Consider the following 13,430-nt stretch of genomic DNA (forward strand, 5'->3'; position numbering starts at 1 on the left):
CGAGGGGCCCGGTTACAGACTCACGCCGACCGTCACGGGCTCGTTGACGAGCGTGACGCCGAACGCCTCGCGGACCCCGGTGACGACCTCGCGGGCGAGCGCGAGGAGGTCCTCGGTGGTCGCCTCGCCGCGGTTGGTGAGGGCGAGGGTGTGCTTGGTGGAGATGCGGGCCGGACCCGTGCCGTACCCCTTGGTGAAGCCGGCCCGGTCGATGAGCCAGGCCGCGGAGGTCTTGACGCGTCCCCCGTCCGCGGGGAAGGCGGGGGGCGTCACGTCGGGGCCGAGGCGTTCCCCGACCCGGGCGAGGAACGCCTCGTACTCGGCCTGTTCCAGGATCGGGTTGGTGAAGAAGGAGCCGGCCGACCAGGTGTCGTGGTCCTCGGGGTCCAGCACCATGCCCTTGCCGGCGCGGAGTCCGAGCACCGTCTCGCGGGCGGCCGCGGCGGGCACCCGGTCGCCCTGTTCGACGCCCATGGCGCGGGCCGTCTCGGCGTACCGCAGCGGCGCGGACAGCCCGCCCGCGTCCTCCAGCCCGAACCGGACCCGCAGCACCACGAAGCGGTCGGGCTCGGCCTTGAAGCGGCTGTGCCGGTACGAGAACGCGCAGTCGGCGTTCGGGATGGTGACCGTTTCGCCGGTGCGGCGGTCGTGGGCGACGACCTCCGTGATGGTGGCGGAGACCTCCTGCCCGTAGGCGCCGACGTTCTGGATCGGCGTCGCCCCGGCGGAGCCGGGAATGCCTGCCAGGCACTCGATGCCCGCGAGACCGGCCTCGACGGTGCGGGCCACGGCGTCGCTCCAGACCTCGCCCGCGGCCAGCTCCAGGGTCGTGCCGTCCAGGGCGAAGCCCTTGGTCGCGATGCGCAGGGCGGTGCCCTCGAAGCCCTTGTCCCCGATGACCAGGTTGCTGCCGCCGCCGATGATCAGGAGCGGGGTACCGGCGTCGTCGGCCTCGCGCACGGCTTCGATCACCTCGGCGTCGGTCGTCGCCGTGATCAGGCGGGTGGCCGGGCCGCCGAGCCGGAAGGTGGTCAGGGGGGCGAGGGGGGCGTCATGGAGTTCCTGCACGGGGACAAGAGTACGGTCCGGTGCCCCGCCACTCGGGCGGGGCACCGGACCGTACGTGTGGAACCGCGGCCCGGGCGGCGACGGGGACGATCCCCCGGCCGCCCCGGGCCCGGGGCGGCCGGGGCGGCCTCAGGCGAGCTGCACCACGGCGCGGGACATGCCCAGCACCTTCTTGTCCTCGCTCGTCACCGTCAGGTCCACCCGCACCCGCCTGTCGTCAAGCAGGGCGGCGACCTTGGCGCCGACCTCGATCAGGGCGCCCTTGTCGTCGTTCGGCACGACGACCGGCTTGGTGAACCGCACCCCGTACTCGACGACCGCGCCCGGGTCGCCGGCCCAGTCCGTGACCACCCGGATCGCCTCGGCCATGGTGAACATGCCGTGCGCGATGACGTCCGGCAGGCCGACCTCACGGGCGAACTTCTCGTTCCAGTGGATCGGGTTGAAGTCGCCGGAGGCGCCCGCGTACTCCACCAGCGTCGCCCGGGTCACCGGGAAGGACTGCGCCGGCAGCTCCGTACCGACCTCGACCGACTCGTATGCGACCTTCGCCGTCATCACGCCTCCTCGGCGGCACGCGCCACCAGCTTCGTCCACGCGGTCACGACGTGCTCGCCGGACTCGTCGTGGACCTCGCCGCGGACGTCCAGGATCTCGTTGCCCGCCATGGACTTGATGGCCTCGATCGTCGAGGTGACCGTCAGCCGGTCCCCCGCCCGCACGGGGCGCGTGTAGGCGAACTTCTGGTCGCCGTGCACCACACGGCTGTAGTCCAGGCCCAGCTGCGGGTCGTGGATCACCTGGCCGGCGGCCTTGAAGGTGATGGAGAAGACGAACGTCGGCGGCGCGATCACATCGCTGTGGCCGAGCGCCTTGGCGGCCTCGGGGTCGACGTACGCCGGATTCGTGTCGCCCACCGCCTCGGCGAACTCGCGGATCTTCTCCCGCCCGACCTCGTACGGCGGGGTGGGCGGATAGGTCCGCCCGACGAAGGACTGGTCGAGCGCCATGGGCTCGCTACCTCCTGGTGAAAGATGAACAGGCCGAAGTACAGCCTTCATACAACGACACGAGGCCGCCCCCTAAGGGGGCGGCCTCGTGTACGAGCCTGATTCAGCGCGTTTCGCGGTGCGCGGTGTGCGAGTTGCAGCGCGGGCAGTGCTTCTTCATCTCAAGACGGTCCGGGTTGTTGCGCCGGTTCTTCTTGGTGATGTAGTTCCGCTCCTTGCACTCCACGCAGGCCAGCGTGATCTTCGGGCGGACGTCGGTGGCAGCCACGTGAGTGCTCCTTGGACGGACGGATGGACGGATGAACGCAAAAAAGAGTAGCCGATCGAAGGACCGACCCCACAATCGGCTACCGTAAGTAGCGGTGACCGGACTTGAACCGGTGACACAGCGATTATGAGCCGCTTGCTCTACCGACTGAGCTACACCGCTTTGATGAAACAGGTCCCCCCGCCGAAGCGGGGATTCCCGATCACCAGAGCCCCAATGCGGAATCGAACCGCAGACCTTCTCCTTACCATGGAGACGCTCTACCGACTGAGCTATTGGGGCGAGCGATGAAGACATTACACGGTCTTTCGCCGATCGCCCAAATCCGTATCCGGGCCCCCGCCGGAGCCCCCGATCGACGCCCCGCCGATCGCCCGCCGGCCCCTCCTCGATTCCGCGGCCGACCGGCTCCGTACCGACCTGGCAGCGCCGTGATCAGCGCCTCCGTCGCCCCGCGGTGCACGACCGCCCCGGCCGTGCACTCACGCACCAAGTGCCCCTGCGGCCACACCGGTACGACTATTTCGCTCCTCCTCGAACCGGGCCGAACACGCCCCTAGGCTCGACTCACTCTGCGTGACCTTGTCCCCATATTTCTCAGGAGCGCGATGCCCGACAGCCAACCGTGGCAGCCGGACGACCACCCCGCCGACGGCCCCGGCCCCGCGGCCGGGACCGGCACCCTGGTGCTCTGCGGGGCCCGTCTCACCGACGGCCGTGTCGTGGACGTACGGCTCGGCGGCAGCCGCATCGAGGCGGTCGGCACCGCGGGCAGCCTGACCACGACCGGTCCGCGCCTGGATCTGCGCGGCTACCTGCTGCTCCCCGCCCCCGCCGAACCCCACGCCCACAGCGACACCGCGCTCACCGCCGCCGGGGCGGGGCCCGGCGGCCCCGGGCCGGTGTCGCACCGCCCCGAGGACATCCGGCGCCGCGCCACCGAGGCCGCCCTGCTCCAGCTCGGCCACGGCGCGACCGCGCTGCGCTCGCACGTACGGATCGGGGACGTCCGGGGCCTCACCGCCTTCGAGGCCGTCCTGCAGGCGCGCCGCTCGCTGAGCGGGCTCGCCGACCTGACCCCGGTCGCCGTGCCCCGGCTGCTCACCGGCGTCGCGGGCGCCGACAACCTGGCCCAGCTGCGCGACGCGGTGAAGATGGGGGCCGGGGCGGTCGGCGGCTGCCCCGACCTCGATCCCGACCCCGCCGGGTACACCGAGGCCGTACTGGAGATCGCCGCCGAGCAGGACCGCCCCGTCGACCTGCACACGGACGGCGACGACCCCGCCCGGCTCGGCCGGCTCGCCGCCATGGCCGGCGGACTGCGGCCCGGAGTCTCCATCGGCCCGTGCGCGGGCATCTCCCGGCTTCCCTCGCACGCCGCAGCCCGGGTCGCCGACCAGCTGGCCGCGGCCGGTGTGACGGTGATCTGCCTCCCGCAGGGCGGCTGTTGCGGGGTGGAGGGCCCGGGCACCGCGCCGGTACGGCTGCTGCGCGCGGCCGGGGTGCGGGTCGCGGCGGGCGGCGGGGCGCTGCGCGACATCGCCAACCCCGTGGGGCGCGGCGACCCGCTGGAGGCCGCCTACCTGCTGGCCTCGCAGTACGGGCTGCGGGCCGGCGAGGCGTACGGGGCGGTGTCCTCGGTCGCGCGGAAGGCGATGGGGCTGCCCGAGGTCCGGGTCGAGGCGGGTTTCCCGGCCGAGCTGCTCGCCGTGCGCGGGGAGGAGCTCTCCGGCGTGCTCTCGCTCGCCTACAGCCGGATCGTGGTGCACCGCGGCCGGGTGGTGGCGCGGACGAGCGCGGTGCGCGAGTACTGCGATTCGGAGGCCGTCGTCGCCCTCGACCTGCCCCGCCAGGGAAGATCCGCACCCGGTGCCTGCGGCGGGCCCTGAGCGCGGTCGGCCGGTGCGGCGTACGGTCGGGAACATGCGCATTGTCATCGCAGGTGGACATGGTCGGATCGCACTGCGGCTGGAGCGGTTGCTCGCCGCGCGCGGGGACGAGGCCGTGGGCGTCATCCGCAGTCCGGAGCAGGCCGGGGACCTGCGGGCGGCGGGTGCCGAGCCGGTCGTGCTGGATCTCGAATCGGCCTCCGTGGAGGAGACCGCGCAGGTGCTGCGCGGTGCCGACGCGGCGGTCTTCGCGGCCGGCGCGGGCCCGGACAGCGGCGCGGAACGCAAGGGGACGGTGGATCGCGGGGCGGCGGTGCTGTTCGCGGACGCGGCCCAACTGGCGGGCGTCCGGCGCTTTGTCGTGGTCTCGTCGATGGGCGCCGACCCCGATCATCCGGGCGACGAGGTCTTCGACGTGTATCTGCGGGCGAAGGGCGCCGCGGACGCGTACGTGCGCTCCCAGGAGGCGCTCGACTGGACGATCCTGCGCCCCGGCATGCTGACGAACGACGCGGGCACGGGGCTGATCCTGCTGACCGCCTCGACCGGACGCGGCCCGGTGCCGCGCGACGACGTGGCGGCGGCGCTCCTGGAGCTGCTGGACACCCCGGCGACGGCGGGACTGACGCTGGAGCTCATCTCGGGAAGCGTGCCGGTGTCGGTCGCGGTGAAGGACATCGCGGGGAACTGACCCCGGGGCCGGGAGACGGCCGCATCGCTGCGGACCGCGCTTCCGGGGCCTCCCGTCCCGCGCACCGGCCCCGTGGCCCGGCTCAGTCGCGCGGCGCCGGGCGGACCGTGATGCCGTGGCGGGCCAGCAGGGCGACGGTGACGCCGTCGCCCTCGCGGAGCGTGCCCGTGAACGTGCCGTCGTAGAGCGTTCCGCACCCGCAGGACGGGCTGCGGGGCATCAGGAGCGCCTCCGTGCAGCCGGCCCGGCGCGCTGCCTCCAGGGCGCGTTCCGCGCCGTCCACGAACTGCGCCGTCACGTCGTGCCCGGTGTCGTCGACGACGCGGGCGCGGCCGTCGAGCACGTCGTGCCCGTCGCCGCCGACGATCTCCGCGGGGCGGCGCGGGGTGGACAGTCCGCCGGCGACCTCGGGGCAGAAGGCGACGGGGCGGCGACCGGCGAGCGCCTCGGCCACCGCTCCGGACGCCCTGCCCCGGCCGTCGTAGCGGCAGGGCACACCGCGCAGGCAGGCGCTGACCAGTACGGGTTCCATGTCCATGCCCTTCGTGGTCCGACTCTTCGCGAGGGCTCGCGGGGAAACGAAGAAGGCCCCCGTCCTGAGACAGGGGCCTTGTTCCGTGGCGGCGCCAGGATTCGAACCTGGGAAGGCGAAGCCGGCAGATTTACAGTCTGCTCCCTTTGGCCACTCGGGCACACCGCCGGGAATTGCTGCTGTGGGAACCGTTTTTCGCGGTGCTCCCTGGCAACGACGTAAACGATACCTGATGCCCGGGGGTGCTACGCCACCGGATTGATCAGCGGTCCGATCGGGCTCGGGTGGCCAAGGGCTGTCCCGTAATCCCTGGTGGATCAGCGCGCGGCGTCAGATGCGGTGCATCGCAAGGCGGAAGGGCGTCCGCATACTGGATGTATTCGGACGTTCCGACAACGCAGCGAGGTGCCGTAGCTGTCGTCGTGCGCCCGCCGGGGATTACGGGACAGCCCTTAGGCTTTGATCGGCGGGGCCGGGCGGACAGGCCCGCCGCCGCCTGTTTGTGCACCCCGTTTCCAGGACCCCCGATACAAGGAGCCACACGTCATGGCCGACTCCAGTTTCGACATCGTCTCGAAGGTCGAGCGGCAGGAGGTCGACAACGCCCTCAACCAGGCCTCCAAGGAGATCTCGCAGCGCTACGACTTCAAGGGCACCGACGCCTCGATCTCGTGGTCCGGCGAGAAGATCCTGATGCAGGCGAACGGCGAGGAGCGGGTCAAGGCGATCCTCGACATCTTCCAGTCCAAGCTGATCAAGCGCGGCATCTCGCTGAAGTCCCTGGACGCCGGTGAGCCGCAGCTGTCCGGCAAGGAGTACAAGATCTTCGCCACGATCGAGGAGGGCATCTCCCAGGAGAACGCCAAGAAGGTCGCGAAGGCCATCCGCGACGAGGGCCCGAAGGGCGTCAAGGCGCAGGTCCAGGGCGACGAGCTGCGGGTCAGCTCGAAGAGCCGGGACGACCTGCAGGCCGTGCAGGCGCTGCTGAAGGGCAAGGACTTCGACTTCGCGATCCAGTTCGTGAACTACCGCTAGTCCGCCGGTTCGTCCGGCCGTCGCTCGGGGTGGGGCCGTGGACGGCTCCACCCGCCTCCCACCGGGGCGCGATGTCCGAATACCGCCGGTCCCGGTGCGGCGGGCGACGCAGACTGGTGCGTGCCGGAGGGCGGCCGGGTCGAACGGCGACCCGGCGGGGCTTCGGCCCGAGGGCGGAAAGAGGGACGAGCCATGACCATGTACGCGACGGTCGACAGCCCGCTGGGCGAACTGCTGCTGGTCGGTGAGGAGACCGCGGACGGCGGGATCGCGCTCGCCTCGCTCTCGCTGCCCGGCCAGAAGGGCGCGGCGGTCGTCGAGGACGGCTGGGTCCACGCGCCGGACGCCTTCGCCGGCGTCGCCGCGCAGCTGCGCGCGTACTTCGAGGGGCGGCTGACCCGCTTCGACCTCGTGTACGCGGACGGCGCGGGCACCGACTTCCAGCGCCGGGTGTGGGCCGCGCTGGACACCGTCCCGTACGGGGAGACGGTGTCGTACGGGCAGATCGCCGAGCGGGTCGGCGCCTCCGGCGCGGGTGTCCGGGCCGTGGGGACGGCGATCGGGCGCAATCCGCTGCTGGTGGTCCGGCCCTGCCACCGGGTGATCGGCGCCGACGGGACGCTGCGGGGCTACGCGGCGGGCGTGGAGCGCAAGGAGCGGCTCCTGGGGCTGGAAGGCGCCCTGGCGGTGCGCTGAGGTGTCCGGGCTCTTCCCGCGTCCGCGGACCGTCGTCGCGCCGGGGGCCGTGCACGTACCGGAGTGGCTCCCGCCGGAACGCTGCCGGGAGCTGGTGGCGGCCTGCCGGGATTGGGCTCGCGGTCCGGTGCCGCTGCGGCATCCGGTGCTGCCGGGCGGCGGGGTGATGTCGGTGCGGACGGTCTGTGTGGGCCGGCACTGGCAGCCGTACCGGTATGCGCGCACGGCCGACGACGTGAACGGCGCGCGGGTGGCCGAGTTCCCCGACTGGCTGGCGGAGCTGGGCCGGGAGGCGCTGGTGGCGGCGTACGGGGACGAGTGCCCCGTGGGGGCGTACGCGCCGGACGCCGCGATCGTCAACTTCTACGACGGCTCGGCACGCATGGGCATGCACCAGGACAGGGACGAGCGCTCGGGTGCCCCGGTGGTGTCGCTCAGCATCGGCGACACCTGCGTCTTCCGCTTCGGGAACACGGAGAACCGCGCGCGGCCCTACCGGGACGTGGAGCTGGCCTCCGGCGACCTGTTCGTCTTCGGCGGGCCGTCGCGCTTCGCGTTCCACGGCGTGCCGAAGGTCTTCCCGGGGACGGGCGGTCCCGAGTCGGGGATGGCGCGCGGCCGGCTCAACCTGACCCTGCGCGAGACCGGCCTGGACTGATGCCGGACCTCGCCGGACGGGGCGGACCTCGCCGGACGGGAGCGGGCCGGACCGGGCGTGGTGATCTTGGAGTCGTACGGTCGTGGCAACCGTACGGCCCCCGGATGCGTCTTGCCCCGGACGCCGTTTCGTCGCGGCGTGCGGGCCCGGGACCGATACTGACGATGCACAGCGACGACGGGCAACACCCGTGGAAGGCGAGTGACCATGAAGCTCCTGCAGCTGATCCTGAACATCCTGTGGGTGGTGTTCTGCGGATTCTGGATGGCCCTCGGGTACCTGGTCGCCGCGATCATCTGCTTCGTGCTGATCGTGACGATCCCGTTCGGCATCGCGTCCCTGCGCCTCGCGGGCTACGTGCTGTGGCCGTTCGGGCGGACGACCGTGGAGCGGCCCGACGCGGGTGCGCCCTCCTGCGTGGGCAACGTGATCTGGCTCGTCTTCGCCGGGTGGTGGCTGGCGCTGGGGCACCTGCTCACCAGCATCCCGCTGTTCGTGTCGATCATCGGCATCCCCTTCGGCTGGGCGAACCTGAAGCTCATCCCCATCTCGCTCATGCCGCTGGGCCGTGAGGTGGTCCCGAGCGACCAGCCCTTCGGGGCCCGGTAGGACCCTCTCCCTCATCCGCCCGTGACGGTGTTCGGCCGCTGCCCCCGGGGGCAGCGGCCGAACACCGTCACGGGCGGTGGCCCGCCATCTGTTCCAGTCTGGCGATCCGTTCCGCCATCGGGGGGTGGGTCGAGAACAGCTTGGACAGGCCCTGTCCGGGCCGGAACGGGTTCGCGATCATCATGTGGCTCGCGGTCTCGATCCGCGGCTCCGGGGGCAGCGGAAGCCGCTTCGTGCCCGCGTCGAGCTTCCGGAGGGCACCGGCCAGGGCGAGCGGGTCGCCGGTCAGCTGGGCCCCGGAGGCGTCCGCCTCGTACTCGCGGGAGCGGCTGACGGCGAGCTGGATGACGGAGGCGGCGACCGGGCCGAGGATCATGATCAGCAGCGTGCCGAGGAAGCCGGGGCCCTCGTTGTCGTTGGACCGGCCCGCCGGGATCAGCCAGGCGAAGTTGACCAGGAACATGACGACGGAGGCCAGCGCCCCGGCGACGGACGAGATCAGGATGTCGCGGTTGTAGACGTGGCTCAGCTCGTGGCCGAGCACTCCGCGCAGCTCCCGCTCGTCCAGGATCTGGAGGATGCCCTCGGTGCAGCAGACCGCCGCGTTGCGCGGGTTGCGGCCGGTGGCGAAGGCGTTGGGCGCCTGCGTCGGGGAGATGTAGAGCCGGGGCATGGGCTGCCGGGCGGCCGTGGAGAGCTCCCGGACCATGCGGTAGAGCTGCGGGGCCTCGAACTCGCTGACGGGCCGGGCCCGCATGGCCCTGAGTGCCAGCTTGTCGCTGTTCCAGTACGCGTAGGCGTTGGTGCCGACGGCCACGAGGACCGCGACGATCAGTCCCGTACGTCCGAAGAAGCTTCCGATGACGATGATGAGGGCGGACAGGCCCCCGAGGAGTACGGCAGTTCTCAGCCCGTTGTGCCGGCGGTGCACGGTACGCCCTCCAAGTGGTGCGGCAGGGGAACCCTTTGCTCGGTGGTCTCCACTCCCCCAGTGGAGCCTCCCGTACAGGTCAACGCCAGGCGGGAGGAGCTGGTTCCCCGGCCCCGCGCCGCCGCGGGGCGGGGCCGGTCCGGCGCTCACGGGCCGGAGAGGGCGCTGGGCCGTACGGGTCAACGGCCGCGCGTACGGCTCCGGCACCGGGCGCCCGAGGGCCGTCCCGGTGCCGGAGGGGGTGGCTCAGCGCTGGGCGGGGAGCCCGGCGACCGCGAGGGCCTCGGGGTCCGGCACGACCTCGCTGGTGCAGTGGGCGCAGCGGGAGGCGATGGCCGGGATCTCGGTGTAGCAGCGGGGGCAGTCGCGCAGGGCGGCCTTGATGTCGACCTTCTCCTCCGCCTTGGCGAAGCGGTTCTGGACCTTCGCCATGGGGACGACGACGCCGAAGTAGAGCACCGCCGCGGTGATCAGGAACGCGATGGCGGCGGCGAGGAACTTCCCGTACGGGAAGATGGCGCCCTCGACCGAGAACTGTGCCGAGCTGAAGTCGCCGACGGACCCGGTGGCGAGGCCGATCAGCGGGGTGATGAAGGCCGTGCTGAAGCCGGTGACCACTGCGGTGAACGCCGCTCCGACGGCCAGACCGATGGCCATGGAGATGATGTTTCCGCGCAGGATGAAGTCCTTGAACCCGTTCAGCACTGCTTTCGCTCCTCTGGGAATGGCTCTGGTGGGGGGATGTGCGGGCAAGACCATGCCCTGTACGAGCCTTTCCGGGCAAACCGATCTTCAGTAAGTCGGAAGAGTCGGGTGCCTCGGGGAGGGTGTCAGAAGAGGCTGACGGCGGCGAACCTGAGAACGGTCTGCGGGGCGCCGGAGAGCACGATGCCGGCCACGGCGGTGAGGGCGATCGCCGCGGTGAGGGAGGCCGGGACGCGGTGCTCCGCGGGGGCGGGCGCGGGGGTGGTCACCGCGGGCTCCGGGGTCTCCTCCCCGGCCTCCCCGGGGGCGCCCTCCGGGGCGCGGAAGAGCGTCGCAGTCCACTGGAGGTAGTAGTAGAGCGCGATCACGACGTTGACGGCCATGACGACGGCGAGCCAGCCGAGTCCGGCGTCGACGGCCGCGGAGAAGACCGTGACCTTGGCGAAGAGGCCGATGATGCCGGGCGGCAGGCCGGCCAGGCAGAGCAGGAAGAAGGCCATCGCCAGGGCGGCGAGCGGGCGGGTGGCGTACAGGCCGCGGTGGTCGGTGATCCGGTTGCCGGGGTTCGTACGGGAGACGAGGGCGGCCACCGCGAAGGCGCCGAGGTTCACTACGGCGTACATGAGGGCGTACGCGACGGTGGAGCCGATGTGTTCGTCGCTGGAGTACCCGGCCGCGGCGATCGGCACCAGGAGGTAGCCGGCCTGGGCGACGGACGACCAGGCGAGCAGCCGTACGGCGCTGCGGGCGCGGCCGGCGTCCTGGCGCAGGGCGGCGACGTTGCCGACCGTCATGGTGAGCGCGGCGAGGACGGCGAGGGCCGGTCCCCAGACGTCGGCGTACGCCGGGAACGCGATCACGGTGACGAGGACGAGGCCGGAGAAGCCGACCGCCTTGCCGACGACCGAGAGGTACGCGGCGATCGGCAGGGGGGCGCCGACGTAGGTGTCGGGGACCCAGAAGTGGAAGGGCGCGGCGGCCGTCTTGAACGCGAAGCCGACCAGGGTGAGGGCGACGCCGGCCCCGGCGAGGGTGGTGAGTCGGTCGGGCACGTCGTCGAGCCGGGCGGCGATCTCGGTGAGGTGCAGGGTGCCGGTGACCGCGTACACGAAGCTGACGCCGAGCAGCATGACGGCGGTCGCGACGACGGAGGAGAGGAAGAACTTCAGCGCGGCCTCGGAGGAGCGCCGGTCGCCGCGCTTGATGCCGACGAGGGCGAAGGCGGGCAGCGAGGCGACTTCGAGGGCGATGACGAGGGTGGCGAGGTCGCGGGCGGCGGGCAGGAGGGCGGCGCCGGCCGCGGAGGACAGCAGCAGGAACCAGAACTCGCCCGCCGGGAGCCTGCGGGTGTCACCGGCCGAGAGCAGGGCGGTGAGGAGGGCGCCGCCGAGCACGAGGGCCTGGATGACCAGGGCGAAGTGGTCGGCGGTGTAGCTGCACGCGGTGCCGCCCGTCGCGGCGGCCTCGGTGAGGCAGAAGGTGGAGCGGTCGCCGGAGCGCAGCGGGACGAGGAGGGCGAGTGCGGCGACGAGTCCGGTGACGGCCAGCGGGCCGAGGAGCCGCTTGCGCCCCTCGGGGAGGAACAGGTCGGTGACCAGGACGATCAGGGCGAAGGCCGCCACGACGACCGGGGGTGCGATGGCGAGCCAGTCGACGGACTGGACGAGGCCGGTCACGTCCTCGGCCGCGGCGGTGACGAGGCCGGGGGCGCTCCCGGCCGCGGTGGTGACGGGGCCGGTGGTGCTCCCGGCCGCGGTGGTGACGAGGTCCGGGGTGAGGACGGCTGCGGTCACGACTTGCCTCCTGCGAGGAGCTTCTGCACGGCCGGGTCGGTGAGGCCGAGGAGGACGGCGGGCCACAGACCGGCGAGGACGGTGAGCGCGACGAGCGGGGTCCAGGCGGCGAACTCGTACGCCCGGACGTCGGCGAGTTGCGGCTCCGCACGCTTCTCGCCCATGCAGACCCGGCGTACCACCATGAGCATGTACGCGGCGGTGAGCAGGGTGCCGAACGCGGCGATCGACATGAAGGTGAGGAAGGCCGGGCGGCTGAGGCCGTCGGCGGGGTCGAAGGAGCCGAACAGGGCGAGCATCTCGCCCCAGAACCCGGCGAGGCCCGGCAGTCCCAGGGAGGCGACGGCGGCGAAGGCGAGGAGACCGCCGAGGCGGGGGGCCCGGCCGTAGAGCGCGGCGCCGGTGGCGCCGGAGAGGGTGTCGAGGTCGGCCGTGCCGTACCGGTCCTTGACCGCGCCGACCAGGAAGAACAGCAGGCCGGTGATGAGGCCGTGGGCGATGTTGGCGAAGAGCGCGCCGTTGACCCCGGTGGGCGTCATGCTCGCGATGCCGAGGAGCACGAAGCCCATGTGGCCGACGGAGGAGTACGCGATCAGCCGCTTGAGGTCGCCCTTCGAGCCGGGGCGGACCAGGGCCAGGCAGGCGAGTGATCCGTAGATGATGCCGACGACCGCGAAGGCGGCGAGGTAGGGCGCGAAGGTGTGCATCCCGTCGGGGGCGACGGGGAGCAGGATGCGGACGAATCCGTAGGTGCCCATCTTCAGCAGGACGCCCGCGAGGAGGACGGAACCGACGGTCGGGGCCGCCGTGTGGGCGTCGGGCAGCCAGCTGTGCAGCGGCCACATCGGGGTCTTCACCGCGAGTCCGATGCCGATCGCCAGAACGGCGATGACCTGCGTGGACGCGGTGAGCCCGCGGCCGTTGTCAGTGGCGAGTGCCACCATGTCGAAGGTGCCGCTCTTCAGCCCGACGAGGAGCAGGCCCAGCAGCATGATCACCGAGCCGAGCAGTGTGTAGAGGATGAACTTCCAGGCCGCGGCCTGCCTCTGCGCGCCGCCCCAGCGGGCGATGAGGAAGTACATCGGGATGAGCACCATCTCGAACGCCAGGAAGAACAGCATCAGGTCGAGGACGGCGAAGGTCGCGAGGGTGCCGGACTCCAGGACGAGGAGGAGCGCGACGAATGCCTTCGGGGAGGGGCCCGCGGGCATCTTGAAGTAGCTGTGGAGCGCGCAGAGGAAGGTCAGCAGCGCGGTCAGCACGAGAAGGGGGAGCGAGATGCCGTCGGTGCCGAGGTGGATGCGGACGTCGAGCGCCGGAATCCAGCTGATGTCGGTGGTGGCCTGCATCTTCGACGGGTGGCCGTGGTCGAAGCCCGCGGCGAGCAGGATCGCGGCGAGCAGGACGGCGCCGGTGACGGTCACGCCGTGGCGGAGCACGGCCTGGTCGGGGCCGCTGCCCTTCAGCCCGGGCGGGGCGGGCAGCAGGGCGGCCACGGCGCCGAGGAGCGGGGCGGCGACGATGAACGCGAGAAGGAACTGCATC

Annotated in this window: 15 protein-coding genes and 3 tRNA genes; 6 read left to right on the plus strand and 12 right to left on the minus strand. The window is 72.1% G+C overall.

The features are described 5' to 3' along the window. Positions 1 to 12: 12 nt before the first annotated feature. The 6 genes from ACFYW1_RS14605 to ACFYW1_RS14630 form a co-directional block, all read right to left on the minus strand. Entirely contained in the window at positions 13 to 1,068 is a 1,056-nt protein-coding gene (locus ACFYW1_RS14605) for a UDP-N-acetylmuramate dehydrogenase (RefSeq protein ID WP_388991485.1), read from the minus strand. A 129-nt stretch (positions 1,069 to 1,197) separates the two neighbouring features. Next, positions 1,198 to 1,626: a MaoC family dehydratase gene (locus ACFYW1_RS14610; protein WP_388991487.1), complete on the minus strand. Its 429-nt coding sequence runs from the start codon at positions 1,624 to 1,626 to the stop codon at positions 1,198 to 1,200. Then, on the minus strand, positions 1,626 to 2,078 hold the full coding sequence (locus tag ACFYW1_RS14615) for a MaoC family dehydratase N-terminal domain-containing protein (RefSeq protein ID WP_388991489.1): 453 nt from the start codon (positions 2,076 to 2,078) through the stop codon (positions 1,626 to 1,628). The genes ACFYW1_RS14610 and ACFYW1_RS14615 overlap by 1 nt, the downstream gene beginning before the upstream one ends. A 103-nt stretch (positions 2,079 to 2,181) precedes the next feature. Beyond that, positions 2,182 to 2,346 carry a 50S ribosomal protein L33 gene (gene rpmG, locus ACFYW1_RS14620; protein WP_003956487.1) on the minus strand — a complete coding sequence of 55 codons (165 nt, stop codon included), beginning with the start codon at positions 2,344 to 2,346 and terminating at the stop codon, positions 2,182 to 2,184. Between the two features lie 89 nt (positions 2,347 to 2,435). Continuing rightward, positions 2,436 to 2,508 (minus strand) — tRNA-Met (locus ACFYW1_RS14625). 47 nt (positions 2,509 to 2,555) lie between these two features. Continuing rightward, a tRNA-Thr gene (locus tag ACFYW1_RS14630) sits at positions 2,556 to 2,628 on the minus strand. Between the two features lie 326 nt (positions 2,629 to 2,954). Between ACFYW1_RS14630 and ACFYW1_RS14635 the strand changes: the two genes are divergently transcribed. Continuing rightward, positions 2,955 to 4,235 (plus strand): amidohydrolase family protein, encoded by a 1,281-nt coding sequence (locus tag ACFYW1_RS14635; protein ID WP_388991491.1) that lies wholly within the window; start codon positions 2,955 to 2,957, stop codon positions 4,233 to 4,235. A gap of 34 nt (positions 4,236 to 4,269) precedes the next feature. Beyond that, complete coding sequence (locus ACFYW1_RS14640) at positions 4,270 to 4,926, plus strand: SDR family oxidoreductase (protein WP_388991494.1); 657 nt, start codon at positions 4,270 to 4,272, stop codon at positions 4,924 to 4,926. Between the two features lie 82 nt (positions 4,927 to 5,008). Here ACFYW1_RS14640 and ACFYW1_RS14645 read toward each other — a convergent pair whose 3' ends face one another. Together ACFYW1_RS14645 and ACFYW1_RS14650 are read right to left on the minus strand one after the other, a co-directional pair. Then, positions 5,009 to 5,458 (minus strand): DUF523 domain-containing protein, encoded by a 450-nt coding sequence (locus tag ACFYW1_RS14645; protein WP_388992107.1) that lies wholly within the window; start codon positions 5,456 to 5,458, stop codon positions 5,009 to 5,011. Between the two features lie 86 nt (positions 5,459 to 5,544). Next, positions 5,545 to 5,626: transfer RNA gene (locus ACFYW1_RS14650), tRNA-Tyr, on the minus strand. Positions 5,627 to 6,004: 378 nt separating this feature from the next. Between ACFYW1_RS14650 and ACFYW1_RS14655 the strand changes: the two genes are divergently transcribed. The 4 genes from ACFYW1_RS14655 to ACFYW1_RS14670 all read left to right on the plus strand — a co-directional run bounded on the left by ACFYW1_RS14655 (position 6,005) and on the right by ACFYW1_RS14670 (position 8,456). Continuing rightward, positions 6,005 to 6,493: a YajQ family cyclic di-GMP-binding protein gene (locus ACFYW1_RS14655; RefSeq protein WP_148838675.1), complete on the plus strand. Its 489-nt coding sequence runs from the start codon at positions 6,005 to 6,007 to the stop codon at positions 6,491 to 6,493. 192 nt (positions 6,494 to 6,685) lie between these two features. Beyond that, complete coding sequence (locus ACFYW1_RS14660; protein ID WP_388991496.1) at positions 6,686 to 7,189, plus strand: methylated-DNA--[protein]-cysteine S-methyltransferase; 504 nt, start codon at positions 6,686 to 6,688, stop codon at positions 7,187 to 7,189. A 1-nt stretch (position 7,190) separates the two neighbouring features. Next, positions 7,191 to 7,847 carry an alpha-ketoglutarate-dependent dioxygenase AlkB family protein gene (locus ACFYW1_RS14665; RefSeq protein WP_388991498.1) on the plus strand — a complete coding sequence of 219 codons (657 nt, stop codon included), beginning with the start codon at positions 7,191 to 7,193 and terminating at the stop codon, positions 7,845 to 7,847. Between the two features lie 207 nt (positions 7,848 to 8,054). After that, positions 8,055 to 8,456, plus strand: coding sequence for a YccF domain-containing protein (locus tag ACFYW1_RS14670; RefSeq protein WP_283853388.1), 402 nt, complete (start codon positions 8,055 to 8,057; stop codon positions 8,454 to 8,456). Positions 8,457 to 8,523: 67 nt separating this feature from the next. Here ACFYW1_RS14670 and htpX read toward each other — a convergent pair whose 3' ends face one another. The 4 genes from htpX to ACFYW1_RS14690 form a co-directional block, all read right to left on the minus strand. Further along, positions 8,524 to 9,387 carry a zinc metalloprotease HtpX gene (gene htpX, locus ACFYW1_RS14675; protein ID WP_388991500.1) on the minus strand — a complete coding sequence of 288 codons (864 nt, stop codon included), beginning with the start codon at positions 9,385 to 9,387 and terminating at the stop codon, positions 8,524 to 8,526. A gap of 246 nt (positions 9,388 to 9,633) precedes the next feature. Beyond that, positions 9,634 to 10,092, minus strand: coding sequence for a large conductance mechanosensitive channel protein MscL (gene mscL / locus ACFYW1_RS14680; protein WP_388991502.1), 459 nt, complete (start codon positions 10,090 to 10,092; stop codon positions 9,634 to 9,636). Positions 10,093 to 10,217: 125 nt separating this feature from the next. Next, positions 10,218 to 11,885, minus strand: a complete 1,668-nt coding sequence (locus ACFYW1_RS14685; protein WP_388991504.1) for an NADH-quinone oxidoreductase subunit N — start codon at positions 11,883 to 11,885, stop codon at positions 10,218 to 10,220. Then, positions 11,882 to 13,429: a NuoM family protein gene (locus tag ACFYW1_RS14690; RefSeq protein WP_388992110.1), complete on the minus strand. Its 1,548-nt coding sequence runs from the start codon at positions 13,427 to 13,429 to the stop codon at positions 11,882 to 11,884. Before ACFYW1_RS14690 ends, ACFYW1_RS14685 begins: the two co-directional genes overlap by 4 nt. Between the last annotated feature and the right edge of the window lies 1 nt (position 13,430).

The organism is Streptomyces sp. NPDC002669 (assembly GCF_042889165.1).
GTDB lineage: Bacteria > Actinomycetota > Actinomycetes > Streptomycetales > Streptomycetaceae > Streptomyces.

What these genes read in the sequence shown, in the direction of transcription:
- ACFYW1_RS14610 (WP_388991487.1), bottom strand. Translation starts at nt 1,626, where the DNA reads ATGACGGCGAAGGTCGCATACGAGTCGGTCGAGGTCGGTACGGAGCTG.
- ACFYW1_RS14615 (WP_388991489.1), bottom strand. Translation starts at nt 2,078, where the DNA reads ATGGCGCTCGACCAGTCCTTCGTCGGGCGGACCTATCCGCCCACCCCG.
- ACFYW1_RS14635 (WP_388991491.1), top strand. Translation starts at nt 2,955, where the DNA reads ATGCCCGACAGCCAACCGTGGCAGCCGGACGACCACCCCGCCGACGGC.
- ACFYW1_RS14640 (WP_388991494.1), top strand. Translation starts at nt 4,270, where the DNA reads ATGCGCATTGTCATCGCAGGTGGACATGGTCGGATCGCACTGCGGCTG.
- ACFYW1_RS14645 (WP_388992107.1), bottom strand. Translation starts at nt 5,458, where the DNA reads ATGGAACCCGTACTGGTCAGCGCCTGCCTGCGCGGTGTGCCCTGCCGC.
- ACFYW1_RS14655 (WP_148838675.1), top strand. Translation starts at nt 6,005, where the DNA reads ATGGCCGACTCCAGTTTCGACATCGTCTCGAAGGTCGAGCGGCAGGAG.
- ACFYW1_RS14660 (WP_388991496.1), top strand. Translation starts at nt 6,686, where the DNA reads ATGACCATGTACGCGACGGTCGACAGCCCGCTGGGCGAACTGCTGCTG.
- ACFYW1_RS14670 (WP_283853388.1), top strand. Translation starts at nt 8,055, where the DNA reads ATGAAGCTCCTGCAGCTGATCCTGAACATCCTGTGGGTGGTGTTCTGC.
- ACFYW1_RS14690 (WP_388992110.1), bottom strand. Translation starts at nt 13,429, where the DNA reads ATGCAGTTCCTTCTCGCGTTCATCGTCGCCGCCCCGCTCCTCGGCGCC.